Here is a 25,699-nt window from a genome sequence, read left to right as displayed (position 1 = left end):
ACCCTTCTTTTGTAATGGATTTTTTATCATTTGTTATTTATATATTTGATATTGCAAGATGCATGCCAAAGTATACGAACCTAATATAAAAAGGATTTGAGCTAAAATGATTCATAAACAAATCAAAATGAAACGGTTTTGATTCGTATTTAAATCATTCGATTCACAAACAAATCGATATCCCTCATCCTTTTCACTAGATGCTAATTAAGGTGATGTTTGTCGTATTTCAGTCATACATTCTCAGCAATGTTACATAACCTGACATAAAACATTGAATTTTCCGAAGATTTGTATTATCATCATGTTATTAATATTTCAGTCCATTTTGTGTCGCTTGGTTAATCTAAAATGAAAGAAGTTGATATATATGCAGGTAGGTTTTGAACTTCACCAAAAACAAACCTTGAAATTATCATTAACCCCTGAATTACAACAGTCGATCAATATCCTTCAATATTCCGCCCATGAACTAATAGATTTCCTACATAGACAGGCTAACGAGAATCCAGTTCTCGAAATAACCGAAATAAATAAAGAACCCCTCGCACCACTCACTGAATCTAGTATTCGTTCACAAAAAATAAACTCTCAGATACGGTCCTCTAAAATTCGATCCAACGGAGATAATGACTACGACCCGATCAATAATTATTCAGTCAACACAGAAACCTTGGAAAACCATCTACTGGAACAAATTAGTATGCTTAGGTCCTTGAAAGCGATTGAAAGGAAGATTCTCCAATTTTTAATCGGAAACTTAAATGAATACGGATTTCTTGTATTGGATGCAAATTGGACCGCATCGCTTTTTTCCGTGTCCGTGGATGAAATAGAAGATATGATTCAAGTATTGCAATCCCTTGATCCCATTGGAGTAGGGGCTAAAAATCTGACTGATTGTTTACTCATTCAGCTGCGTGAGCATGATATTTATAATGAATTGGCGTATACGATCGTTCAAAATCACTTAACGGATTTAGCTGAAAAACGCTACAGGAAAATGGCGGGCCTATACAATGTGACCATTCAGGAAGTTCAAGAGGCCACTGATTTCATCCGTACATTAAACCCTCGTCCCGTCAGTCATTTTTCCAATAATATGACTCAGTACATCGTTCCGGACGTTTACGTGGAAAAAGAAAAAGAAGGATATCTAATAACGATCAACGACAGCTTCACACCCAACCTTTCCATCAATCCTTATTATAAGGATTACGTCGCTATGAAGCCGGGCAATCAAGCTAACGATTACATCAAAGGCCACTTAAATGATGCTCAACTAATTATTAAAGGACTTGAACAAAGGCAAATGACACTTTACAAAGTGACTGCGACAATCGTTGCGGAGCAACAAGATTTTTTCATGACAGGGATTGCTGGATTAAAACCTATGACATTGAAAGATATTTCTGAAAAACTACATCTTCATGAATCTACTATCAGCAGGGCCACGAGCAACAAATACATCCAGACGCAACACGGCCTCTTTAAATTAAAGAACTTCTTTACTAGAGGGTTAAATCGCGTGAATAGCCAAGAGACCGAATCATCTACGATTATCAAAGAAAAGATAAAGGTCTTGATTGCCGATGAGGATAAAATAAAGCCTTTTTCAGATCAGAAACTTTGTCAAATATTCGAAAGTGAAGGAACGAAGATTTCCCGTCGTACCATTGCAAAATACCGGGAAGACCTTGGCATTCCAGGCTCCTCAAAACGGCGCAGATTTTAGTTCTTGTGGCAGCCTCTTTTCATGTTAAAAAGGCTCTTTCGAAAGAGCCTTCTATAATAAATACTTCCTTTCATGCACGAACTTTTAGAATCCGAATGCCTTCCTTAAAACTTAACAGAGTTTTATTTTTCACCCCATTTATCGTTGAATATAAGTTCATCCATCGCCCTTCTCTTTTCCCAATTGGCTAGTTCAAGAATGGGTTTATCCGGATATTGATCCGTATATCCAATCGACATAAGTGCAATGGGTTCTACGTGCGGCGGAATGTCCAAAATGTCACGAATATCATTTTTCTTATAAAAGCTTACCCATCCCATTGCCAATCCTTCCGCATAGGCAGCTAGCCACATATTTTGAATCGCACAGGCAGTGGATAGAATATCCGTTTCCGGAATGGAGTTCCTCCCCAAAACGTGGGAGCCACCCCGTGTCGGGTCGCATGTTACGCAAATGGTATATGGTGCTTCTTTTAACCCCTCCACTTTCAAACTAAGAAACTTATTTTCTTTACCGCCTTCGTAATGAATGGCGAGCGCCCTTCTTTCTTTATCCGCTGCCCATGCCAAGCGATTTTTGGTTTCCTGAGATGAAATCACAATGAAACTCCAAGGTTGCATGAATCCTACAGACGGAGCATGATGTGCAGCATCCAAAATTCTGCGGAGTATATCTTTTGAAATGGGCTTAGGTAAAAAACTCCTTATATCCCTTCTGTTATAAATGGCTTTATATACGGCAGCTTGTTCTTCATTAGTAAACATTGTTTCCCCCCATGCTTCCGGTTCCCCAGAAGTTTATCTGAAAATCCAATAAAAAGTTCACAGGTAAACCTCTACAATGTAGATTTACCTTTCAAGATATCCCTGGATTCAAAGTGTTCCATCTACCACAAGATCCGCTCTTTCTCGAGGCCTTTGCGCGTCCACATAAAGATCTTCATGAACCATCCAGTTATCCACCCACATCTGACGCGCATCTTCACCATCCCGATCGAGTCCACGTTTTAAACGTAATTCACGAGGACATTCAACCCAAATCGTGAAATTCTCGGCCCCTGCCAATTCTTTACGGATTGAATACGTTCCTTCAATAATGACAAGGCCTTTAGCCGGAACCATATGCCATTCAGCCATCGTGTCCGTTTCCCAATCATACCGTTGATACCTTGCTTCCTCTCCTAAGGTAAGCGGTTGCAGGATTTGGTTGAAAACCCTCTCCCAATCATAATCCGCACCAATTTCTTTTTGGCAGGGGGGCAGTTGGATCCTTTGCGATGATGGCAAATAAAAGTCGTCCATATGAACAACCGCACTACCCGGACATTTGGATTGAATATGGGAAGCTAGTGTACTTTTGCCAGAACCACCCCGACCATCTATGGCCATTATATATGGAGATCGTGCTTTTGAAATTACATGAATTTCGGCTATAAGACTTTGAATCGTATACTGTCCGTTAAGTGTTGGAAAGTTCATGCGCATTCCCCCTCTACTACTTATTTCTATTCGTCCTCCCTTGTATTCCTTCCTTGAGAGAAAATATGAACAAAAAAATAAGAAGAAAATGCACTTATTGACTGAAATTCAAATCTCCTTCGAGTTTTTCAAAAACTTTCCAAACCGTTTCCATTTTGATCAAGAATGAAATTCCGATAGAAATTACGCTTATGCGCTGCAGGATATTCATTCGGATTGGGCGAGGACAAATAGAATGGGCTGATGCTGTTCTACTTATCAAAGGTTTTCCGGAACAACTAACTTTCGTTCCCCATTGGATACTAAAGCCCGGTTGCTAATACGTTTTCTTGTTCTGCCAGCATCACGACTATCTTATCCTGGATGACCGTGATTCCTTTTTCTTCTACAAAATTATTCAGGATGATGGAAAATATGACTTTTTCCCCTCTTTTGGTCGTCACATAACCTGATAACGAGCTCGTTCCTGAAATGGTCCCGGTTTTCGCGCGAACGTTCCCAGCTGCAGCCGTCCCTTTCATCCGCTTTCTTAGCGTACCGCCAACCATGCGATTTTCGTTCCCCGCAATCGGCAAGGCATTGGAGTAAGCAGGAAACCAAGGTTTTTCCTGTACGGCATATAGCAGCTTCGTTATTTCATTCGCAGGAATCATATTGACTTGGGAAATGCCCGATCCATCACGCATCTTGATCGTTCGCGTATCGAGCCCCATACCCTTCATCTGATTTCGGGCGACTTTCAATCCATCTTTCCAGCTTCCGTCCCCGTTCGCCTCTTTGCCCATTTCTTTTATCAAAACTTCGGCATGGCTGTTGTTGCTCAATTTCATGAAAGGAATAAGAAGTTGTGAAAGCGGCATGGATTGGTGTGTGGCGATTAAGTTCGCTTCTACTGGCGTATTCCCTTTTTTCCTGTCTCCTAATACTTTAATCCCTTTTTTCTTCATTGATTTTTCAAATAGGTTCAGTGCATATTCTGTTGGATCTTTCACCGAGATCCACTCTTTAACCTCTCCAGCATGCTCCGGAATGGTTCCGGTCACCGTAACGGCATGTGTGTCATGAGACCGATCGACTTCAATTTTCTTTTTGCCGTCTGCCGCTACTGTTTTCGTTTTGTTGATGATCTTCACATAATCCGTCTCCGGTTTCAGCTCCACCGTTGCCATACTTCCAACCTTATCACCTGGTGTTACCTCCACGATTATGGTTCCGGTATCATAGTCTTCATCCGGTGAAGCGGTTAAGGCAGAAACAGCTGCTCCGTAATATTCCTGTTCATCGCCCCAAACGAGATCCTGCGAATAACGAACATCATCATACCAGGAATCATCGCCGATAAGATCTCCATGGACGAGCTTAACTTGTTTTCTCTTCAATGAAGCTGCCAACTCATCAAAATCCTTTTCCAATAATGTGGGATCTCCCTTTCCTTTCAGATACACATTTCCCTGAAGAACATGGCCAACCTGCACTCCCTTCATATATAATTCCGTTTGAAATACATGATCTTCCCCTAATGTTTCCAGTGCAGCTGCAGCAGTCAAAAGCTTAAGGTTAGAAGCAGGCCGCAATCGCGTTTGCGAACCTCGTTCATATATCATTTCCCCCGTTTCTGCTGAACGAATGGATATTCCCGTTAATGCCCCTGACAATGCTGGGGAAGTATCCAGAATACGTTGAATTTCCATACCAAGGTTTCCCTCTTCATTCGCAGCCTGCATCGATTCTCCATTAAAAAAACAAATCAAAAACAGGAAGAAGATAAAACTTAACTTCCTTTTATATGTCAAACCTATCACTCCTACTCTAAAAACTAACTACTACTATCTTGTCCATTTTCCATTCTTATAAAAGGAAAATATTCACTCGAAGTTCCCTATTACACGCACTCAAATAACGATCTGATTATTTAAATGCCGTTCCATAGTTTCATATACCTGTACGATAAAACTGGGAACTTTTTTGAAAGATGATCCGTATAAGTATAAAGACATAGTAAGGAGTGAACATATGTATTCAAAGATACATCCACCAACGAAGAAGATTTCCAAAGAATCCGTGAAAGTTTGGCGAATGACTGAAGCCATTACCAATCTCATCATCCTCGCCGTCCTTGGCACCCTATTGTTTGTTGATAGTTATTTTGAATGGAAAGAATGGATTGGATGGATTTTAAACGGACTTATCTTTTTACTAATTATCCATGCCATCTGGTCCATCTTCATTGAACCAACCTTGTTGCAAAAATATTGGCGTTACGACGTGAACGAAGAATTCATTCAAACAAAACAAGGCTCTTGGAATGAAACCCATGAACTCATTCCGATGACGAAAGTTCAGTCCGTCAAATTGAACCAAGGTCCGTTTTTGAGAAAATATAACCTTTATTCACTGAGTATCGGAACTATGGGGGATTCTCATGACATACCTGCCATCCCAGAGAAAGAAGCGTATGAATTACGAGATAAAATTGCCCATTTCGCGAAAATTAAGGAAGTGGACTAATGATGGAAGAACACGCAAAACGATTACACCCTTTCATAATCACTTTCGAATTATGGAAATTGCTGAAAGGGAACGTTTTTTTCATAATCATGCTTTATGTGCTGAACTTCGGTTCTGAAAAGATATATATGAAGGTACTCCAAATCGGCTTTCTAGTTTATATGGTTTGGAAAGTCATATCAATCATTCTTAAATGGTATACCTATAGGTATCAAATAAAAGAAGGAACCATATATATTACCTCAGGACTTATCTCGAAATCGTATCGAACGGTCCCGCTTCAAAAAGTCCAGAATGTTCAACAACGCACGACGTTATTCCACAAAATTTTCAGCCTGACTTCTTTAACTTTCGAAACGGGAATGACTGGCGATCAGGGGACTGTCCCTTTCGAAGTGATTTCTCGAAAAGAGGCTGAACGGCTTGAGGGGGAGTATTCGTCAAAACAAGAACTTTCCGATATTGAAGCAGATATTCCAAAAGAACAAATTGTGGGGAACATGGAATCATTCACTGAAAAAAAGATCCATTTCACCCCAACCAAACAAGATATTCTGAAAGCCTCCTTTACATCGCTTAGCTTTCTGGCTCTTATTCCCATTGTAGCTACGATATACAATACACTCGATGATTTTATCAATTTGGAGAATGCCGAAGGGTTTCTTGCCACGTTATTGGATACGTGGTGGGTCATGACCATCGTCATTACAGCCCTTATATGTGTTGCCGTCGCCTTCGGAATCGTCTCCACATTCGTTAAATACGGAAAATATGAAATTTCTTCCGATCAAGAGCGCATATATATCAAGAAAGGTGTACTGGACGAATCCGCTTTTTCGATTCAGAAAGAAAAGGTGCAAGCTGTTGAAATCACCCAATCACTCATTAAAAGAATGCTAGGTTTGGCAGAAGTTAAACTGATAAGTGCAGGAAGCACGGGCGATGAAGAACTTGAAACGAATACGCTCTATCCTTTTTTATCGATTGAACGGGCTTATGGGATGGTAGAAGAGATTTTACCCGCATATAAAGTGGAACGGTCAATGAAGTCGCTATCGAAACAAGCCTTCAAAATCCGCATGCTGCGGCCGAGCTATTTCTGGATTCTTTCGACTGTGGCAATCTATTATTTCAAACCGGCCATATGGTATGTATCATTGATTTTACTCGTCCTCATTTACACATTGAGAATACTGGATTACAAAAATAGCCGTTACTTGTTATTTGATGAGTTCATCCAATTTAAATCCGGGAGTTTGGGAACATCGCTATTCATTACCAAAAGAAGCAAGGTCATTCAAATTGAAGTGGAACGTTCGAAGTTGCAAAAACTTTTCGGGCTCGCCTCCATCGAAACGATCAACCGCTCCAAGCCTGTACACCATACAAAGCTTCAAGACGTATCCGTTGAATATGCTGACGAGTTTTACACGTGGTATACAGGCAGGACAAAAAATATTCAAATCGAATAATAGGCCACCAATTATGGAAGAGTTGACTAGGGCAGTCAGCTCTTTTTTTCATCTATATCCCCTCTCGCCCTCCCGTAAATACCTTTTTTTGAAATCAGCACTCCAAAGCACAATTAATTATGGGAATTTTCTAACTTAAAGCTTCAAAAAAAGTCAATGCAGACCGAAATATCTTATAGAAGCCAAAATTAAATTAAAGGTACATAAGGAGCATTGTCCATATGAAAAGACTTACAAACTGGTATTTTAATTCGCTAAAAAAACAAATATTGATTCCTTTTTTAGCTATGATCATGATAAGCGGATTGGCCATCTCTTACATGAGTTATAAAAATAGTATTGATTTGACGACCGAGGAACTTACCGGAACGACGAAGGAGCAAGTCAAGTCAATGGACGATTCTTTCGAAATTTTCTTTCAAAAAACGGAAGATCAATTGGATAGGATGAGTAAGTATCCTATCATGGGTGCTTATGCTAAGAACCCCGATTCCATAATAAGTGAGTTTTCCAATACCCAATCCAGCAACTCAGAAATAAATGGCTTATACCTTGGCACAGAGAAAGATGGGAAAACATTAATATTCCCAAAAGCTGAATTACCGGCTGACTTTGATCCAAGACAAAGGGAATGGTATCAATCCGCATTGAAAGAAAAAAACAAGACGATTTGGACGGAACCATATACAGATCAGGCTACGAATACACTTGTCATTACCGCAGCAAAGGCCATATATGATGGTGATGAATTAATAGGCGTGCTCGGTGTCGACATCTCGATCGACACGTTGGTCACGATGGTTAACCAAACGAAATTCGGTGAAACGGGTTATACGGTTTTGGTGGATAAGAAAGGCTCATTCGTTACCCATCCAGATAAAGAGAAAATTCAACAGGATATATCGAAGGAAGATATTTTCAAAAAAATGAAAAGTGAATCCGGATCCATGATCGAAGAATTTGAAGGAGAAAGCCAGATCATCGGATACGCCACAAACCCAACCACGGGCTGGCGAATAGCTGGAGTGATGGAAGAAAATGAAGTGAAAGACAGGTCTAGTTCGCTGATAATCGATAATATCATCACGCTGTTAGTCATCTTTACTGTCACTGTACTTTCTGCTGTCTTCATCACCCGATCTTTAACGAATCCCATTAAAAAACTGCAAGAATCCATCCGGAAAATGGCTGACGGCAATTTCACATCCAGGATCTCCAACTCCAGGAAAGATGAGATCGGGCAGCTTGCAGAAGACACCAGCATCATGACCCGGAATATGAGCCATATGTTAGGGAAGGTTAACAACCTTTCCGATAAAGTATCCGATTCCTCCATGACGCTAGTGGCTAGTGCAGATGAGAATTCAGCTGCTGCAAATGAAGTGGCCATGACGATGGAACAAATAGCAGCCGGTGCCATAGATCAAATTGAAGTTGGTCAAAATAACGAAAATGCTGTAAAGCTTTTAGCTGACAAAATCAATGATCTTGAAGTGCAAACGAGCAAAATGGCCCTGGAATCCGAGAACATGTTCAAGGCTTCCGAAAACGGAATCACGCAAGTGAAGGACCTAAAACAGCAATTCAATGAAACGTCCCTGATATCCAATAAGATGAGCACGGCAGTCCAATCATTGGATGCACGTTCCCATGATATTAGCGCGATCGTAAAGACCATAAGCGGGATTGCCGGACAGACAAATTTACTCGCTTTAAATGCTGCCATTGAAGCAGCCCGGGCTGGTGAGCATGGAAAAGGGTTTGCCGTTGTTGCCGATGAGGTGAAGAAATTGGCAGACCAAACGGAACACTCCCTGAAAGAAATCTCGGAAATCATTCAAGCCATGCAAACCGATACAACCAATACCGTTCATTTAATAGATCAAGTCAATCAAAAAATCCGTTATCAGGATACTTCCGTAACGGATACGGAAAATGCCTTCAGTCATATTGCATCCATTATCGCGAGTACCTTCAGCAATTTTGACGAAATAAAGAAAATGATGAACGATATGGTATCCGAGGTCACACGAATGGCCAGCAATGCAGAACAATTAAACTCAATCAGTCAGGAAACTGCGGCCGGAACTGAAGAAGTATCTGCTTCCATCGAACAAACGAATGCTTCCATGGAGCAATTAAATGCCCTGGCTAGTGAATTGGATGCCCTATCCCAGGAAATGCACAATGAAATAAAGAAATTTACATTCTAATCAAAAAAAGGACGGTCCATAGGGATCCGTCCTTTTTTTACCTTATGATTTATAGAGTTCTTCTACTGTGCGTCAGTGTTTCATCCGTTTCTGTAATTCCTGAATAAGAGGAATTTGATTTACGTGCATCTGAATCGACTAACACAAGCAGCTTGCCACTCTTTACATCGGCTTCATAACGATCCGCGTCTTCTTCTGGTATGCCCATGCCGATTAATGAACCGGCCAAACCGCCTGTCCCAGCACCCACAGCCGCACCTGCTAATGTTGCAGCAAGCGGTCCAGCTGCCAGGACCGGTCCGATTCCCGGAATCGCCAACGCACCAACACCTGCTAATAACCCGGCAGTTCCGCCCAAAATACCTCCGGTCGCTGCACCAGCTGCCAGTCCTTCTTCAACCTTTGTACCCGTTTCGTCATTCACTGTCTTTAATTCTTCTTTATCTTTCGCTACTACCGAAATATCTTCACGATTATATCCTTCGGCCTGCAGGCTCTCAACAGCCTTAATTGCCTCTTCACCAGTTTCATATACACCAATTATGCGCTTATCCATATCTATCATCCTCCTTAAAGAATGTAAATTGTCGCTCCCCCTTTACATACCCTAGGAAATGAAAGGTCTAAACGTTTTTTAACAGGAAAATATTTTTAGTTAACCGTAACTTAGAAAGGGTATATATAATGATAGTATGCATATTTTAGGAGGTTTTCTGTTTGCTCATCGAGTTACTTAAAGACTTAGTATCAATTGACAGTTCATCGAAAGAAGGAGCCAATGAAGCGGTTGAATACTGTGCGAATTGGCTTAAAAAGCAAGGTCTTGCCGTGAATGTAATCGTTAATAACGGGTATAAAATGCTAGTTAGCGAGATTGGCAGCGGAGATAAGACTCTCATTTGGAATGGCCATGTCGATGTTGTCAGCGGGACGCCGGATCAATTTTTCCCTGAGATTCATGAAGGTAATTTATATGGACGCGGGGCTGCCGATATGAAAGCAGGGGTTGCAGGGATGATGTGTGCATTTTCCGAACTGAAAGATAGGAACCTCGGTTTGAAAATCCAGCTGCAAATCGTATCGGATGAAGAAATTGGCGGGTTGAACTGTTCTGGATATTTAGCGAAACATGGTTACAGAGGGGACTTCGTAATCTGTGCAGAACCGACGCAATTAGGAATCGGCCTCCAGGCAAAGGGTGCCCTTCGCCTCGATATTGAAGTATCCGGTAAATCCGCACATGGAAGCCGTCCATGGGAAGGCGTGAATGCGATCGAAAAGGCATATGAGCTCTATCAAAAAATAAAGGAACTTCCTTTCACCCGGGATCATACACCCCTGTATTCATCACCTTCACTTAACCTAGCAAAAATAAAAGGTGGAGATGTCTATAATAAGGTACCGGATGCCTGCTTGCTCAGCCTTGATATTCGCTATCTTCCTACGCAAACAATGGAAGATATCATTGCTCAGATTGAAAGTGTGACAGGTAAGAATGTCCACCTTAATATGTACAGTAAGCCTGTAAAAACAGAAGAGTCCGAACCATTCATCACGCTGCTGCGTCCAATTATCGAAAAGAACACCAATCAAGAGGCTGTCATTTTTGGACAACACGGTTCCGCGGATACTGTCTTTTTCGCGGCATATGATATTCCGGCCATTGAATTTGGACCAAAAGGGGAGAACTGGCATGGCGATAGGGAATACGTGAATCTCGAATCTGTTGCAGTCTATCAAAAAATGCTAGTCGATTTCGCATCTGAATTTGTGTTAACTTAATTCTATTCATGTTAAAAGCCGGCATCTCGTAGATGTCGGTTTTTTTATTTTCTAAAAATATATAGCAATAAATTAACTATTATTACGTTGCTTTTTTACAAAATATACAGGACTTTAAAACTAAAGATTTTACAACCATTTTTTATACATTAAAACAAAATATACCATTCTACCAACATCATTAAACAAAAAAGTGCTCATACTGACATCATAAATAATTTACTATCATTTAAATAACTAGGTCTTTATACCCTCTATATATTACAATTGTTTATCAAGAGAAATTTTTTTGTAACACAATTACTATTCCACCGAAACATTATTGTCATATAGACCTGTTATTCTAAGTCTACGATTTAAAACAAAGGAGACTATTCATTTTGAAAAAAATACTACTTCCACTTTTCACTGCTTTCTTCCTGGTATTTAGTTTTTCCGGAGTTTCATCGGCTGCTACTACTACATACAAAGTCAAAAGCGGCGACACACTATGGGGTATCGCCAATAAACATAATATAACAGTCAATCAACTCAAAAGTTGGAACAACCTGAAAAAAGATAACATCCATCCAAAACAAGTTTTAAAGGTTAAGCAAACTTCGACATCTTCTAAACCTAAAGCTAAAACGACATCAGCCAAGAAATATAAAACGATCACCGTGAAGGCGACAGCTTACACAGCGGATTGTAAAGGTTGCAGCGGTATTACAGCATCAGGTCTTAACTTAAAGAAAAACCCTAAAGTAAAAGCCATTTCAGTCGACCCTAAGGTCATTCCACTAGGAACAAAAGTTCACGTAGAAGGATACGGGGAGGCCATTGCTGCAGATAAAGGCGGCGCAATCAAAGGGAATAAAATTGACGTCTTCTACTCTTCTAAATCAAAAGCTATCGATTGGGGTAGAAAAACGGTAAAAGTCAAAGTCTATAAATAATAGTAAGTACCAGCCTGAAACCTATCAGGCTGGTTTTTTGTTTTTCCCCATTCGTAACACTCTTAAACAATCTGTTACCATAATACGTTAAATATTTACCGAAAATTCCGTCAATGTTATGATTAGTACATCTTAATTTAAAAAAGAGAGGTGTGCACTTTGAATATTGTCATTATAGGGGCCGGGGCACTCGGCTCATACTTTGGAGGTAGATTACAGGAGGGAGGGCAGCATGTTCAATACCTGGTCAGAAAAAACCGGGCCAAACAATTGGAAGAATACGGCCTTCATATTACCAGCCCGCACGGAAACTACCAATTTAACGAAATGCGTATCATTGAAAATATAAATGATTTAGGAAAAGTTGACCTGGTCATCCTCGCCGTAAAGGGTCAGCATCTCCCTGGTACTATCCCCGACTTAAAGGTTCTTGTTGAAAAGGGAGCAAAGGTCCTTCCGCTTTTAAATGGATTGGAGCATATCTCGATTTTGCAGGACGAACTTGGCCGTGAAGCCGTCATGGGAGGAAGCGCATTCATCATTGCCACTCTTGATGAAAAAGGTCATGTCATTCACTCCAATGATAATCACGATTTAATCTATGGCCCGCTTCACTCATCACAGATTTCGATTTGTGATGAATTTGAACAGGCGGTCGGGTCAGCTATCATGAGGGCAAGTAGAACGGAAAACATATTAATGAGGATGTGGATCAAATACATGTTCATCACCGCATTCTCCGGTGTAACAACCGCATCCAACCTCCCTATCGGCAAGATACGGAGCTTTCCTGAAACAAATGGATTGCTAGAAAAGGTACTTGTTGAAATGAAGGAACTTGCAAACGCTTATGACGTCGGAATTACAGGGCAGAATATTGCTCAGGCGCTGGAAAACATGGCAGGTCTACCGGATGAATCCACCTCCTCCATGCATCAGGACCGTCGGAAAGGCCAAACCCTTGAAGTGGAACATTTACAGGGCGGCGCACTGCGTCTTGCTGAAAAGACCGGTTTGAAGCTTCCTGTAATCGGGACCCTTTATGCACTCATAAAGCCATTTGAAAATTAATTTACCCTAATACCGGTGTTACACCGGTATTTTTTTTTCGTTTCTTCGGGATCTATCTTACATCTACCCTAAATCATTATTAATTCCTCCCCTTCCCACCATTTATAAATAATCCCCAGACCAAAAAGACCAAAAAGAACAATATCACCAAAAGAATATTCTGATTCTTTATTCTGTTACACTAAGGTCAAGTTAAGAAAGCGCTATCATATAACAAAGGAGAATGCACCTTGAAAATATTAAAAAATCTAACCGTTCAGGTCATAATCGGTATCATTCTAGGTATAACAGTCGGTTTCTTCTTTCCTGCGTTCGGTGAACAACTTAAGATATTAGCAGATTTATTTATTAAAATGATTAAAATGGTCATTGCACCAATCATCTTCTTAACCGTCGTAATCGGAATTGGCGGTATGGGCGATATGAAAAAGGTCGGCCGCATCGGCGGAAAAGCCTTGCTCTATTTTGAAATCGTTACCACTTTCGCCCTTGCCATCGGAATCATCGTAGTCAATCTGTTGGGACCTGGTAAAGGGTTTAACATCGACTCAGTCGAAGGCGGAGATGTATCACAATATACAACAGCCGCTTCCGAAACGGAACATGGCGCCATTGCTTTCATTTCTAATATCATTCCTGATAATGCCGTTGCCGCACTGGCTGGCGGAGACTTACTCCCAATTCTATTCTTTGCCGTATTATTCGGATTATCAATGGCGGCAATGGGACCGAGAGTGCAGCCAGTCGTTTCCTTCTTTCAGCATATTGCCGATATTTTCTTCGGCATCGTCGGCATGATCATGAAAGTATCGCCATTGGCGGCATTTGGAGCAATGGCTTATACAATCGGTAAGTTTGGCCTTGGTTCTCTAAGCTCTTTAGGACAATTAATGGGTAGCGTATATATCACAATGGCACTATTCATCATTTTTATCCTTGGCTCGATCGCAAAAATCTACGGCTTTAATATTTTCAAGTTCATAGCCTATTTAAAAGAAGAGATCCTCTTAGTTTTAGGAACATCTTCGTCGGAATCCGCTCTACCAAGCGTGATGAAAAAACTCGAAAAATACGGTTGCTCAAAATCGGTAGTCGGGTTGGTTGTCCCAACTGGTTATTCTTTCAATCTTGATGGCACATCCATCTACTTATCCATGGCAGCGATTTTCATCGCCCAAGCCTATGGTGTCGATTTAAGCATCTGGCAGGAATTGACCCTTCTAGGAATCTTGATGTTAACATCCAAAGGAGCTGCCGGTGTAACGGGATCCGGTTTCATTACACTTGCTGCAACATTAGCTGCCTTCCCAATGATTCCAGTTGAAGGAATGGCATTACTGCTGGGAGTCGACCGCTTCATGTCTGAAGCACGTGCCATCACTAATCTAATTGGTAACAGTGTTGCTACAGTGGTCATTTCTAAATCAGAAGGTGAATTCAATCCAAATCAAGCCATTTCAGGTGATATGGGTGAAGTGGCCGTCTCATCGGAAAAATAAATGAAACCATGAAAAAGAGGTGTGCTCATTGCACGCCTTTTTTTATGCGTTCTCTCTCCTTCCTTCAATGGATATACGAGTTTCTAAAAAAAGCCAATCAAAAAAATTTCGGAATCGCTATAAAATGTTTATACTTTAATGTAACAGGTAAAAGTATAAGGTTAAGAGTTATTTTAGTAGTTTGATGGATTTAACCAAAATGGGAGGTTTTATCATGAAGGATTACGGATTATTTATTAACGGTGAGTGGTCTGATTTTGGTTTGGATAAAATTGAGGTCAGGAATCCAGCAACGGATGAAGTCGTTGCCACTGTCCCTAAAGGCGGTGCAACTGAAGCAGCGAAGGCTGCAGATGCCGCTTATGAGGCCTTTAACGATTGGGCGGCACTTTCAGTCTACGAACGGGCTGAATTAATTTGGAAATGGCATCGATTAATTGATGATAATAAAGCAGAACTAGCCAAAATCATGACTGAAGAACAAGGCAAGCCCCTTAAAGAAGCTCTTGGTGAAATGACCTATGCAAATGGCTTTCTATCTTGGTTTGCCGAAGAAGGTAAGCGGGTGTACGGCGAAACGATTCCTGCTTCCGTCTCCAATAAGCGGCTTTTCGTGACCAAACAGCCAGTTGGAGTTGTAGCTGTCATCACTCCATGGAACTTCCCTGCCGCGATGATTACAAGAAAAGTGGCACCCGCCCTTGCTGTCGGCTGCACGGTCGTCATTAAACCTGCAAACCTGACTCCAATTACCGCTTTAAAAATGGCTGAATTGGCAGAGGAAGCTGGCATTCCAAAAGGAGTCATCAATGTCGTGACAGGAAAATCATCCGAAATCGGTGAAACCTGGCTTCAAGATACAAGAGTCCGTAAATTGACATTTACCGGTTCTACAGAAGTCGGTAAAACCCTAATGAGAGGCTCGGCCGATACAGTAAAGAAAATCTCGCTTGAACTCGGAGGTCACGCACCAGCAATCGTTCTTGAAGATGCCGACCTTAATAAAGCGGTCGATGGCATCATCAGTTCAAAATTCCGTAATGCTGGACAAACATGCGTCTGTTCAAATCGCATTTATGTCCACGAAGCCATTCAAGAAGCCTTTATCGAAAAGCTTGTAGCCAAAGTTAAAGAACTAAAAGTAGGCAACGGATTGGAAGATGGCGTCGATATTGGTCCGCTCATCGACCAAAATGCAGTGGACAAGGTTCAAAAGCAAATTGATGAAGCCATCAGCAGCGGCGCTAAGCTCGAGGCTGGCGGAAAATCAATCGGGGGTCTTTTTCTTGAACCAACCGTACTATCCAACATTGATGATAGCATGCTCTGCATGAAGGAAGAAACATTTGGACCACTAGCTCCAATTGCCACCTTCAAGACTGATGAAGAGGCAATCAAAAGGGCAAATGACTCCATTTTCGGATTAGCAGCATACGTTTTCACTGAAAATATCACCAAAGGCATCAAATTTACCGAGGCACTTGAATTTGGTATTGTAGGTTTGAATGATGGGCTTCCTTCCGTTCCACAAGCTCCTTTTGGAGGATTCAAGCAAAGCGGTCTTGGCCGAGAAGGCGGACACCAAGGCATCGAAGAATTCCTGGAAGTAAAATATATTTCTTTAGGTTTGTAAAATATTCAGACATCAAGAAAAAAGGACCAGCTCAAATGAGTCGGTCCCTTTTTTTCATTCCAATATGTCTTCTTCAAGCTTTTCCTCTTTACGGATCCTGATGAACTTAACGATATTCAAAACAATCGTTTTAACAACGGAATAAGTCGGAACGGCCAAAATCATGCCTATGATACCGGCAATGTTTCCGGCAACGAGCAAAAGGATGATGATGGTAAGCGGATGTGTGTTCAATTTTTTCCCGATGACTAACGGTGAAATCACATTACCATCCAATTGCTGGATGATCGTTACAACGAGAATGACCAATAGCGCTTGGGTCGGCGAATGAATCAATCCCACAATGACGGCAGGAGCTACCCCAATAAAAGGACCCACATATGGAATGATATTCGTAATCGCACCAATCAGCGCGAATAAGAACGCATAAGGCAAACCAATGATTAAATACCCGATGAACGTTCCGATCCCGACAAACATGCAGACAAGCATCTGCCCTTGGATGTATGTAGTAAGTGTGGCCCCAGTCTCCTGAAGGACTGTCAAAGCTGGCTTTCTATAGCTGACCGGTACGAATTTCATGATGGCGCTTGGAAGTTTATCTCCGTCCTTCAACATATAAAATAGGATGAAAGGAACCGTTACGACCACTAAAGTAATATTCGTGACCACACTGAAAACCGAAGACAAACTGTTCGTTATATTACTAGGTAAGTTCGTCAAGTATTTTTGCAGCGAATCCCCTACTTCTTGCAGAGGTACATAATCTTGTTCCACCGTCCACAAAAACCATTTTGACTCAGCTGAATCTTCAATGAACTTCCTTACTTGATTGAAATAATCCGGAAGGTTATTGATTAAGTCCGTAACCTGTTTAGAAAGTGATGGACCAACCAAACCGACCAGTAAACTAATCAATCCAAGGAAAAATACGTAAAGCAATAAAATCGCCAATCCCCTTGGCATTCTCCTTTTAACGAGGAAATCAACGGTAGGGTTGAACAAAAAGTAGAGAAAACCTGAAATCAAGATGGGAAAGAACAACGTCGAGGTAAAAATCACGATTGGTTCAAAAAGAAAAGAAATTTTTGTACCAACATAAAAAAGTAAAGACAATAGTAATAACTCTAACGTCCAAAAATGCAGTTTTTGCTTGAACAAATAATCTCCTCCACTATAAGCATTCTATATGACTCCTTTTTTCTAAGGAAACGAAAAATTCCATGTATGATAATCCTTCATTGTTAGCAGTTTACCATACTTATATAACTTGAATGTATAATTATATACAAAAGTAAAAGAAAAAAGCCTAATGATACAGTTCCCTTTTCTTTTGATGGTTAAGCTTCATTTTACGCTTAAACCCAGTTATAAGTTGGAGTAAAATGAACTAATCGGTAAGAATATGCAAATGGCACATGGATATACTATTTACCTTTAAATATTCCCCTCGGTTACCTCGCCTTGAATGATGCAAGGAAAGTGATCGTCTGAAAATATATCATCTAATCCAAAAAGATTACCTGGTGATCCAATGAAATCAAAACTAACTCTGGAGAAATCAATATCTTTATAAATTGTACTAATCTTAAACAGAGATTTATAAAAGTCCCTCTCGCTTATCATATAGTTAAAGGTTGGGGTTTGAAATTCCACCTGATCTTTTTTGAGGAAGAAGTAAGCTAGGCCATTCATAACAATTCCATCATATAAAAACTGATTTTCAAGATAAATCTTTTTAATCTCTGTTAATTTTTTATATGTAAAAAAGGTTAGTTCGCAACGACCCCTTAAACAGTCTTCAACGGGTTTTATCTCTTCTAAAGAATTGTATGCAACTATTACTCCAATTCTCATCAATATTATATCGCCCCCATACTGATTACTTTTTAACAATATTATAGTATAGTAGTGCCGACAGCTCAATGCTACCGCTTGTCTCGCGCCGGGAACACAATTGCACACACGGCAAGCTGTTGCAACCGGTACTACTTCCATTGCTCATAAAGGAATGCTACATGCCGGTAAAGTCATGGCAGCCACAGCAGCTGAAGTCATGCAAAATCCAGAACTAATCAAACAAGCAAACCAAGAACTACAAAATCGATTAGGCGGAGAATCATATGTTTGCCCCATTCCAAAAGAAGTAATGCCTACACCGCTAAAATAAATTAAAGAAATGTTGAACCAATCAGGAAAGAGCTGAACATTATTAAGCGTCAAAAGCGCAAAGAGCTGAACCCAAATAAAAAAACCCCGCCATATTGACGGGGTTTTAAATTTTATTTTTGATCTTGAAGAGCTGCTTCAAGCATCGTACCGTTTTTAGCTAGGTTCGTATGCCATGAGAATGCTTTTTCAAGAATATGCGGAGTTTGGTGTCCTCCAGTTTGCGCAACAGCTTCTGTGAAGTATGCACGAAGCTGCGGACGGTAATCAGGATGTGCACAGTTTTCAATGATTAACTCCACGCGCTCTTTTGGTGCCAGTCCACGTAAATCAGCGATCCCTTGCTCTGTCACTAATACATCCACATCATGCTCAGTGTGATCCACATGAGAAACGAAAGGAACGATACTAGAGATATTGCCGCCTTTTGCATATGATTTCGTTACGAAAATACCTAGGCGTGAGTTACGGGCAAAGTCTCCCGATCCACCGATTCCATTCATCATTCTTGTCCCAGAAACATGCGTGGAGTTTACGTTACCATAAATATCACACTCTAACGCCGTATTGATTGAAATCAATCCAAGACGACGGATGATTTCAGGATGGTTAGATATTTCTTGCGGACGGAGAACTAGTTTGTCGCGGTATTTATCAAGCTCACCGTAAACTTGCTTTCCTTTTTCTTCAGCTAATGTAATTGAACAACCTGAAGCGAATTTAACTTTTCCAGCATCGATTAAATCGAATACCGCATCTTGAAGTACCTCTGAATACACTTCCAAATCTTTAAATTCAGAATCAAGGAAACCAGCGAATACGGCATTAGCCACTGACCCTACTCCTGATTGTAGCGGAGCAAGACTTTCAGTTAAACGACCAGCCTTGATTTCTTCACGAAGGAAGTTAATAAGGTGGTTGGCAATGGTTGCTGTTTCTTCGTCCGGCGGCACGATTGTAGAAGGTGCATCAAGATCTGTTGAAACGACGATACCCATTACCTTTTCAGGGTCAACTTGGATACCGATTGATCCTAGACGATCGCTTACGCTAGTCATAGGAATCGGCTCACGCTCCCCTTGCTTTGCTGGTGTATATATATCATGCATGCCTTCCAATCCTTCTGGATGAGAAACATTCAATTCAATGATTACATGTTTCGCTTCTTGAACGAAGATGGCTGAGTTACCAACAGAAGTGGTCGGGATGATTAATCCTTCTTCTGTAATCGCCAATGCTTCGATGATCGCAAAATCGATTGGTCCGACAATGCCTTGACGAACTTGTTCAGCTGTATGAGATAAATGCTGATCCACATAAGTGACTTCATCAGCGTTTATTTTATTACGAATACCTTTATCCGCCTGGAACGGTAAGCGTTTGTTAATGATACCTGCTTCCGCCATATGTTGGTCGACTTCCGGTCCTAATGAAGCACCAGTAAAAACGTCAACTTTAAATTTTTCTGTTTTAGCCCTTTCGACTAGAGCCATCGGGATAACTTTAGCATCACCAGCACGAGTGAATCCACTCATACCAAGTTTCATCCCATCTTTAATCCATGAAGCTGCTTCTTCCGCTGTTACAACTTTCCCCTTAAATTGTTCGTTGCGAATTTTTTTGAAAACGCTTTCGTTCATACAAAAGACCCCCATTTTCGCTTTTCTTACACTTAATTTTATCAAGCCCGTGTAATTGTCACATTCATTTTCGAATGAAAAGCCTTAAATAGAGCACAAACCAGCATTTTTATCACATAAAGGAGAAACCCTAAAATCCCAGCGCTCTTCTGAATTGACTTGCATAAGTTTGACTGACTTGGATTTTCGAATTGTCTTTCATTATAAGTAAAAATGTAGAATGAAAATCAGGAAGAATCTCATGTATATAGTTGATATTGACGATGTACGAACGATGCACCCGAATGAATAAATCACTTGGTAAAATGAATTCTAATTCACTTAAGTTCATTTTATGAAATCCACTCACATCTTCGGACTGAATTCTAGTTTTCCTATTTTGAGCCTCTAAATACATAATTTCGTCATATGGAAGCGGAATCCAGCGGTCATCTATTTTAATGGTCAAAAATGATGTCGGTAAAATTAATGGCTTTGACGGTAAAATGGCCGTTACCGCCCCCAAAGGATTGCCCTCGTCCATAATTGGTACGCTTAACCCATAGTAAGGTACGCCAAATACATTACTTTCAACTTGCACCCCGATTTTTTTACGGACACTCAACGCTTTGTACGTCGCTGTGTTTTTACTTATTAAATCACCCGGTTTTATTCTTAAGTCAACCTGCTTACTAGGTTGGTAATAAATGTATTTTTCAGAATCAGCCACAGAAATTGAAGCATCCTTCGGTACAAATTCCCTGATGATATTTAAAACGGATTCGACCGTAAATTGATCCATTTCCCTTCACCTCTTAAAAGAACATATTAATTAATTTGCCCATTATTAAACCGGGCATTCGCGACATAATTCATGAATTATACGAAGACTTACATTTTTTGTATTAACTTTTTCGCAAAATAAAGAAAAAACGAGTTAACTAAGCGAAAAGTGTCAAAAAAAGCAATAAAATTGGATTTAAATTTATGTCCTTATTCATTATAGTTGGAAAGCTCCCCGATTTCCATGGGGGATTCAAGAAAAAAGTTTCGTTATATATAAAATGTAGCGCAACGCTATATACGATTAAATACTACTTCAAATTTTAGGATTAACAGGATAAAAAAACCGTTATCCTTACAAAGGATTACGGCTAAGTGGCTATTTTTTTAAACGGGGATTTTGAATCGAGGACTTTATACGAAGGGATAAAATTTCCTCCAATTTTTTTAATGGTAAATCGAATAAAAAGAGTCGGTCATCGGGTTGATATACCCCCTCTGAAATGAGCGTATTAATGATCTTCTGTTTTTTTGCATTAACAATTCGGACCAGTCTCCCCATTTTCAACTCCCTTTCTTTGATCTATGGTTCCGGCACATTCACTCGGAATGATCCTCACAACATTAGAAATCATTCTTTAACGCATCATGCCCCTCTTTTCCTGTACGGATATTAACAACATTCGCCAATTCATAAATGAAGATTTTACCGTCGCCAGGTTTACCGGTGCTTAAGAATTTCCTTGCTACATCCACAACATCCTGAACGGGTACTTCGCAAACGACGATTTCGATTTTCATCCGGTCATGTAATGACATTTCCCGATTTCTACCTCTATATGTTTCCACATAACTTTTCTGAAGACCCGTTCCTTTTACTTCCGATACAGTCATTCCGCTCACGCCTATTTTTGCCAATTCCGCTTTGAATTGTTCGAACTTGATTGGACGTGTTATGATCTCTATTTTCGTTAAAACTTCGGACATATGGTCCCCCCCTTAAATTGATTCGTGATAGGCTTTTTCACCATGAAGCGTTATGTCAAGCCCCACGGATTCATCTTCTTCACTTACACGTAACGGAACGAAAACGTTAATGACTTTAGCGATGATATAAGTCACCACTGCAACGAAAATATAAGTAGCCACGATCGCTACAAGCTGCTTCCACAGTAAATTGAAGTCACCATAGAATACACCATTGGCTCCCGCTTCATTGACGGAAGTGGTTGCGAATAAACCTGTCGCGACACCACCCCATGTTCCACCGATACCGTGTAGCCCGAATGCATCGAGGGCATCGTCGTATCCCAGTTTATTCTTCAAGAAGAATACTCCCCAAAAACATACGGCCCCGCCAACGACTCCGATGATGATTGATGATGCAGGCGTTACGAATCCGCAAGCTGGTGTAATGGCAACCAACCCAGAAATCGCTCCGGACACTGCCCCCAGCAATGTCGCCTTTTTATTAGTCATATACTCAACGATCAACCAGCCAATGATGCCTGCAGCAGCTGCAACTGCTGTATTAACGAATACATTCATCGCCACTTCATTGATTGTCAATGCACTTCCGACGTTGAAGCCGTACCAACCGAACCAGATTAATGTTCCGCCAAGAAATGTTAAAGGTAGGTTATGTGGCGCGCTGTCCCCCGATTCTATCCTTTTGCCTAACAGGATCGCTAATACCAGTCCGGCAACCCCAGAAGAAATATGAACAACGTTGCCCCCTGCAAAATCCAGTGCACCCAGTTCAGCTAACCAGCCGCCTCCCCATACCCAGTGAGCAACAGGGGCGTATACGAATAAAGACCAAAGAATCGTAAAAATCAAGAATGCTGAAAACTTCATCCGCTCGGCTATGCCACCTGCAATGATCGAGACGGTTAAAACGGCAAAGGTCATTTGGAATAACATGAATAGGCTATGAGGAATTGTTTCGCTGTATGGACCAGGTTCGAAGCCAACATCTTTTAAACCAACCCACTCCAGACCGCCTAGGAGTGTATTTCCTGGTGCAAATGATAATGAATATCCGATCAGCACCCAAAGAATCGAAATGACTGCCAGCGGCATGTAACTATGCATAGCGGTATTCAGGACATTTTTACTTTTTACCATCCCTCCATAAAACAAGGCAATTCCTGGTGTCATGAGCCAGACCATCATTGTCGCCAAAAACATAAATACCGAATCTGCATTTTGCATTTTGTTTTTTCCCCCTTTTTCTATATGTTATGTTTATTAACGCAGTAATGTTATATTTTTTATCATAAACTTAATTTTCTAATAATTCAACTTATTTTTTTAATTTTATGAAAATATTGTTAGGTTAAGTAACATAACTTATGAATAAAGCACCAGCAAAATCAGCTTTTCCGTCACTGAAAAATCTTTTTATGTTTTTTTAGTCCAATGTGTTACATTTCCCCCTCTACTTATTTCCCACTTCATATGATCCAACTAAAAAAGGGCCCTCAAAATGAGGACCCTTCAACGTATATTCAGTTAACAGCAACGAGACACTTTCCCGCCTTTTGCGTTATATCGCTCATCCTGTGCTTCGCAGAAAAATTCTTTCCTCGTCTTTACAGGATCTTTCGGGTGGTGAACTCTCATATGCGCCACATAGGTATCATAACTAGGCACGCCGACAAGCAAACTGACAAACTGTTTTCTGTAGCTGAGAATCTTAATCAATCTTTTCAACATTGTCACCCCTCCCTTATGATGTCCTTCTAGATACATAAGGTGATTCATGTAAATCTGTATGTTGATTCTTCAAGACCTTTATCCACAACCTTATGGCAGAAATCAGAACAGTGATCACAACAATCATGAAGATGGCACAAAGGGCAGCATCCACATAATCATTGACGATAACACGTTTCATCTCGGCTAGAGTGGCTGCCGGAGCAAGAATGTCCCCATTATCATAGGCTGCTTTAAATTTATCCTTATGAGCTAAAAAGCCAATGGCCGGGTTTTCGTGGAACAGCTTTTGCCACCCCGCCGTCATGGTCACTATCAATAAGAATGTAGTAGGCACGAGCGTGACCCATGTATACGCTTTTTTACCCATTTTGAAAAGGACTGTCGTCCCAAGCAGCAATGCAATGGCTGCAAGCATCTGATTCGCAATTCCAAACAATGGCCAGAGGGTATTGATCCCGCCAAGAGGATCGATGACCCCTTGATAAAGGAAGTATCCCCAGCCAATTACACAAATGGCTGTCGCAATAATATTAGGCAGCCACTTTTCCGTTGCGGCAAACGGCTTGTAAAAGGTTCCGATAATATCCTGTATCATAAAACGTCCCACCCTGGTTCCTGCATCAATGGTCGTCAATATGAACAAGGCCTCGAACAGAATCGCAAAATGATACCAGAACGCCATCAAGGACGCTCCACCAACCACTTTCGAGAAGATATGGGCCATACCGATTGCAAAGGTCGGCGCTCCTCCAGTACGTGATAAAATGGTCTCTTCCCCAACATCATCTGCTAAATCGGTAATCATTTCAGGTGTCAAAATGAAACCCCAATCGGATATCGTAGCCGCCACTTGAGCCGGATCCGTTCCCACAACGGCACCTGGGCTGTTAATAGCGAAATAAATCCCCGGAGTCAGTACACAGGCTGCTATCATCGCCATGATGGCTACAAAGGATTCAGTCAACATCGCCCCATATCCAATTGGACGAGAATGGGATTCGCGTTCAATCATTTTAGGAGTTGTCCCCGATGAAACGAGTGCATGGAATCCCGATACCGCTCCACAAGCGATTGTAATGAATAAGAATGGGAACAAATTCCCGGAGAAAACGGGTCCTGTTCCATCAATGAATTGAGTGACAGCAGGCATTTCCAGGCTCGGCATGACGATAAAAATACCAAGTGCAAGTCCGATGATCGTTCCGATTTTCAAGAATGTACTTAAGTAATCACGTGGTGCCAATAGCATCCAGACCGGCAAAACGGAAGCAACGAATCCATATACAATCAACATGATGGCGATCGTTTCCCCATCGAATGTGAACATTGGCGCCAATGTTGCACTTTCGGATACAAAGCGGCCAAAAAATAACGCAAGCATCAATAGTATGATACCAATAATGGAACCTTCTCCAACCCGACCGGGCCTTATATAGCGCATGTAGATGCCCATGAGGACTGCAATCGGTATCGTCGAGGCAATCGTGAACATCCCCCAAGGACTGCCGACCAGCGCTTTTACAACAACAAGGGCAAGTACCGCTAATAAAATAACCATGATGCCGAGGATTCCAATCATCGCAATTAAACCTGTAATCGGTCCAATTTCCTCTTTGATCATCTCCCCCAAAGATTTACCGTTACGGCGCATCGAACCGAAGAGAATAACGAAATCCTGAACGGCACCGGCTAACACAACTCCAACTACAAGCCATAGTGTCCCTGGCAAATATCCCATTTGCGCTGCAAGGATTGGACCTACGAGGGGGCCAGCTCCTGCAATTGCCGCAAAATGGTGACCAAACAACACCCACTTATTCGTAGGAACGTAGTCCTTCCCATCATTATTTGCTTCCGATGGTGTCTGGCGATCATCATCTAGCTCAAACACTTTCTGTGCAATGAATTTACTATAAAAGCGATACGCAATTGAATAAACACAGAGTGCTGCAGTGACAACCCACATGGCATTAATGCTTTCCCCACGGTTTAACGCGACGAAGCCAAAACTTACCGCACCCACCGCAGAAATGATTCCCCAAAGAATGACCGACTTAAGCGCTTTCATTTTTAACCGTCTC

23 protein-coding genes are annotated in these 25,699 nt (G+C 41.1%); 10 read left to right on the top strand and 13 right to left on the bottom strand.

The features are described 5' to 3' along the window. Positions 1–370 precede the first annotated feature (370 nt). Entirely contained in the window at positions 371–1,735 is a 1,365-nt protein-coding gene (rpoN, locus tag ACQKMH_RS23210; RefSeq protein WP_427589723.1) for an RNA polymerase factor sigma-54, read from the top strand. Between the two features lie 122 nt (positions 1,736–1,857). Here rpoN and bluB read toward each other — a convergent pair whose 3' ends face one another. From bluB to dacB, 3 genes are all read right to left on the bottom strand, one after another. Continuing rightward, entirely contained in the window at positions 1,858–2,499 is a 642-nt protein-coding gene (gene bluB, locus ACQKMH_RS23205) for a 5,6-dimethylbenzimidazole synthase (protein WP_230160544.1), read from the bottom strand. Positions 2,500–2,607: 108 nt separating this feature from the next. After that, complete coding sequence (locus ACQKMH_RS23200; protein ID WP_427589722.1) at positions 2,608–3,213, bottom strand: uridine kinase family protein; 606 nt, start codon at positions 3,211–3,213, stop codon at positions 2,608–2,610. A 302-nt stretch (positions 3,214–3,515) separates the two neighbouring features. Beyond that, entirely contained in the window at positions 3,516–4,937 is a 1,422-nt protein-coding gene (gene dacB, locus ACQKMH_RS23195) for a D-alanyl-D-alanine carboxypeptidase/D-alanyl-D-alanine endopeptidase (protein ID WP_427589784.1), read from the bottom strand. A 289-nt stretch (positions 4,938–5,226) separates the two neighbouring features. Here dacB and ACQKMH_RS23190 point away from each other — a divergent pair, with 289 nt between their 5' ends. From ACQKMH_RS23190 to ACQKMH_RS23180, 3 genes are all read left to right on the top strand, one after another. Beyond that, a complete protein-coding gene (locus tag ACQKMH_RS23190) occupies positions 5,227–5,721 on the top strand; it encodes a PH domain-containing protein (protein ID WP_427589721.1) in 495 nt (164 codons plus the stop codon). After that, positions 5,721–7,193 carry a PH domain-containing protein gene (locus ACQKMH_RS23185; protein ID WP_427589720.1) on the top strand — a complete coding sequence of 491 codons (1,473 nt, stop codon included), beginning with the start codon at positions 5,721–5,723 and terminating at the stop codon, positions 7,191–7,193. Before ACQKMH_RS23190 ends, ACQKMH_RS23185 begins: the two co-directional genes overlap by 1 nt. Positions 7,194–7,414: 221 nt before the next feature. After that, a complete protein-coding gene (locus tag ACQKMH_RS23180; protein ID WP_427589719.1) occupies positions 7,415–9,406 on the top strand; it encodes a methyl-accepting chemotaxis protein in 1,992 nt (663 codons plus the stop codon). Between the two features lie 49 nt (positions 9,407–9,455). Here ACQKMH_RS23180 and ACQKMH_RS23175 read toward each other — a convergent pair whose 3' ends face one another. Continuing rightward, on the bottom strand, positions 9,456–9,962 hold the full coding sequence (locus tag ACQKMH_RS23175) for a general stress protein (RefSeq protein ID WP_427589718.1): 507 nt from the start codon (positions 9,960–9,962) through the stop codon (positions 9,456–9,458). A gap of 161 nt (positions 9,963–10,123) precedes the next feature. Between ACQKMH_RS23175 and ACQKMH_RS23170 the strand changes: the two genes are divergently transcribed. From ACQKMH_RS23170 to ACQKMH_RS23150, 5 genes are all read left to right on the top strand, one after another. After that, positions 10,124–11,188, top strand: a complete 1,065-nt coding sequence (locus ACQKMH_RS23170) for a M20 family metallopeptidase (RefSeq protein ID WP_427589717.1) — start codon at positions 10,124–10,126, stop codon at positions 11,186–11,188. 380 nt (positions 11,189–11,568) lie between these two features. Then, the gene (locus ACQKMH_RS23165; protein WP_427589716.1) at positions 11,569–12,123 is read left to right on the top strand and encodes a 3D domain-containing protein; all 555 of its coding nucleotides are present in this window, start codon (positions 11,569–11,571) and stop codon (positions 12,121–12,123) included. Between the two features lie 150 nt (positions 12,124–12,273). Continuing rightward, complete coding sequence (locus ACQKMH_RS23160) at positions 12,274–13,194, top strand: ketopantoate reductase family protein (RefSeq protein WP_427589715.1); 921 nt, start codon at positions 12,274–12,276, stop codon at positions 13,192–13,194. Positions 13,195–13,424: 230 nt separating this feature from the next. Beyond that, on the top strand, positions 13,425–14,693 hold the full coding sequence (locus ACQKMH_RS23155) for a dicarboxylate/amino acid:cation symporter (protein WP_427589714.1): 1,269 nt from the start codon (positions 13,425–13,427) through the stop codon (positions 14,691–14,693). Positions 14,694–14,907: 214 nt separating this feature from the next. Further along, positions 14,908–16,326 (top strand): NAD-dependent succinate-semialdehyde dehydrogenase, encoded by a 1,419-nt coding sequence (locus tag ACQKMH_RS23150; RefSeq protein WP_427589713.1) that lies wholly within the window; start codon positions 14,908–14,910, stop codon positions 16,324–16,326. 54 nt (positions 16,327–16,380) lie between these two features. On the opposite strand, the gene ACQKMH_RS23145 is transcribed toward ACQKMH_RS23150, so the two are convergent. Together ACQKMH_RS23145 and ACQKMH_RS23140 are read right to left on the bottom strand one after the other, a co-directional pair. Next, positions 16,381–17,487, bottom strand: a complete 1,107-nt coding sequence (locus tag ACQKMH_RS23145; protein ID WP_427589712.1) for an AI-2E family transporter — start codon at positions 17,485–17,487, stop codon at positions 16,381–16,383. A gap of 276 nt (positions 17,488–17,763) precedes the next feature. Then, complete coding sequence (locus tag ACQKMH_RS23140) at positions 17,764–18,186, bottom strand: hypothetical protein (RefSeq protein WP_427589711.1); 423 nt, start codon at positions 18,184–18,186, stop codon at positions 17,764–17,766. Positions 18,187–18,283: 97 nt separating this feature from the next. Here ACQKMH_RS23140 and ACQKMH_RS23135 point away from each other — a divergent pair, with 97 nt between their 5' ends. Beyond that, positions 18,284–18,496: a hypothetical protein gene (locus ACQKMH_RS23135; RefSeq protein ID WP_427589710.1), complete on the top strand. Its 213-nt coding sequence runs from the start codon at positions 18,284–18,286 to the stop codon at positions 18,494–18,496. Between the two features lie 112 nt (positions 18,497–18,608). Here ACQKMH_RS23135 and ACQKMH_RS23130 read toward each other — a convergent pair whose 3' ends face one another. From ACQKMH_RS23130 to ACQKMH_RS23100, 7 genes are all read right to left on the bottom strand, one after another. After that, positions 18,609–20,135: an acetyl-CoA hydrolase/transferase family protein gene (locus tag ACQKMH_RS23130; RefSeq protein ID WP_427589709.1), complete on the bottom strand. Its 1,527-nt coding sequence runs from the start codon at positions 20,133–20,135 to the stop codon at positions 18,609–18,611. 130 nt (positions 20,136–20,265) lie between these two features. Then, positions 20,266–20,916, bottom strand: a complete 651-nt coding sequence (locus tag ACQKMH_RS23125) for a LytTR family DNA-binding domain-containing protein (RefSeq protein WP_230160574.1) — start codon at positions 20,914–20,916, stop codon at positions 20,266–20,268. 360 nt (positions 20,917–21,276) lie between these two features. Then, positions 21,277–21,459 (bottom strand): Fur-regulated basic protein FbpA, encoded by a 183-nt coding sequence (fbpA, locus tag ACQKMH_RS23120; protein WP_356714859.1) that lies wholly within the window; start codon positions 21,457–21,459, stop codon positions 21,277–21,279. 62 nt (positions 21,460–21,521) lie between these two features. Then, positions 21,522–21,884, bottom strand: a complete 363-nt coding sequence (locus ACQKMH_RS23115; RefSeq protein ID WP_427589708.1) for a P-II family nitrogen regulator — start codon at positions 21,882–21,884, stop codon at positions 21,522–21,524. Positions 21,885–21,896: 12 nt separating this feature from the next. Further along, positions 21,897–23,111 carry an ammonium transporter gene (locus tag ACQKMH_RS23110; protein WP_427589707.1) on the bottom strand — a complete coding sequence of 405 codons (1,215 nt, stop codon included), beginning with the start codon at positions 23,109–23,111 and terminating at the stop codon, positions 21,897–21,899. A 300-nt stretch (positions 23,112–23,411) separates the two neighbouring features. Further along, positions 23,412–23,615 carry a YbdD/YjiX family protein gene (locus tag ACQKMH_RS23105; protein WP_230160580.1) on the bottom strand — a complete coding sequence of 68 codons (204 nt, stop codon included), beginning with the start codon at positions 23,613–23,615 and terminating at the stop codon, positions 23,412–23,414. 13 nt (positions 23,616–23,628) lie between these two features. Further along, complete coding sequence (locus ACQKMH_RS23100) at positions 23,629–25,686, bottom strand: carbon starvation CstA family protein (protein WP_427589706.1); 2,058 nt, start codon at positions 25,684–25,686, stop codon at positions 23,629–23,631. Positions 25,687–25,699 lie beyond the last annotated feature (13 nt).

This window comes from Peribacillus sp. NPDC097895 (assembly GCF_050277555.1).
GTDB lineage: Bacteria > Bacillota > Bacilli > Bacillales > DSM-1321 > Peribacillus.
This window is presented reverse-complemented; position numbering and strand designations above follow the sequence as displayed.

Excerpts from the sequence above, each read along its gene's own strand:
- ACQKMH_RS23180 (WP_427589719.1), top strand. The coding sequence starts at position 7,415 with ATGAAAAGACTTACAAACTGGTATTTTAATTCGCTAAAAAAACAAATA.
- ACQKMH_RS23130 (WP_427589709.1), bottom strand. The coding sequence starts at position 20,135 with ATGAACGAAAGCGTTTTCAAAAAAATTCGCAACGAACAATTTAAGGGG.
- rpoN (WP_427589723.1), top strand. The coding sequence starts at position 371 with ATGCAGGTAGGTTTTGAACTTCACCAAAAACAAACCTTGAAATTATCA.
- ACQKMH_RS23115 (WP_427589708.1), bottom strand. The coding sequence starts at position 21,884 with ATGTCCGAAGTTTTAACGAAAATAGAGATCATAACACGTCCAATCAAG.
- ACQKMH_RS23100 (WP_427589706.1), bottom strand. The coding sequence starts at position 25,686 with ATGAAAGCGCTTAAGTCGGTCATTCTTTGGGGAATCATTTCTGCGGTG.
- ACQKMH_RS23105 (WP_230160580.1), bottom strand. The coding sequence starts at position 23,615 with ATGTTGAAAAGATTGATTAAGATTCTCAGCTACAGAAAACAGTTTGTC.
- ACQKMH_RS23150 (WP_427589713.1), top strand. The coding sequence starts at position 14,908 with ATGAAGGATTACGGATTATTTATTAACGGTGAGTGGTCTGATTTTGGT.
- fbpA (WP_356714859.1), bottom strand. The coding sequence starts at position 21,459 with ATGGGGAGACTGGTCCGAATTGTTAATGCAAAAAAACAGAAGATCATT.
- ACQKMH_RS23190 (WP_427589721.1), top strand. The coding sequence starts at position 5,227 with ATGTATTCAAAGATACATCCACCAACGAAGAAGATTTCCAAAGAATCC.
- dacB (WP_427589784.1), bottom strand. The coding sequence starts at position 4,937 with ATGCAGGCTGCGAATGAAGAGGGAAACCTTGGTATGGAAATTCAACGT.
- ACQKMH_RS23200 (WP_427589722.1), bottom strand. The coding sequence starts at position 3,213 with ATGAACTTTCCAACACTTAACGGACAGTATACGATTCAAAGTCTTATA.
- ACQKMH_RS23185 (WP_427589720.1), top strand. The coding sequence starts at position 5,721 with ATGATGGAAGAACACGCAAAACGATTACACCCTTTCATAATCACTTTC.
- ACQKMH_RS23175 (WP_427589718.1), bottom strand. The coding sequence starts at position 9,962 with ATGGATAAGCGCATAATTGGTGTATATGAAACTGGTGAAGAGGCAATT.
- ACQKMH_RS23125 (WP_230160574.1), bottom strand. The coding sequence starts at position 20,916 with ATGGATCAATTTACGGTCGAATCCGTTTTAAATATCATCAGGGAATTT.
- ACQKMH_RS23110 (WP_427589707.1), bottom strand. The coding sequence starts at position 23,111 with ATGCAAAATGCAGATTCGGTATTTATGTTTTTGGCGACAATGATGGTC.
- bluB (WP_230160544.1), bottom strand. The coding sequence starts at position 2,499 with ATGTTTACTAATGAAGAACAAGCTGCCGTATATAAAGCCATTTATAAC.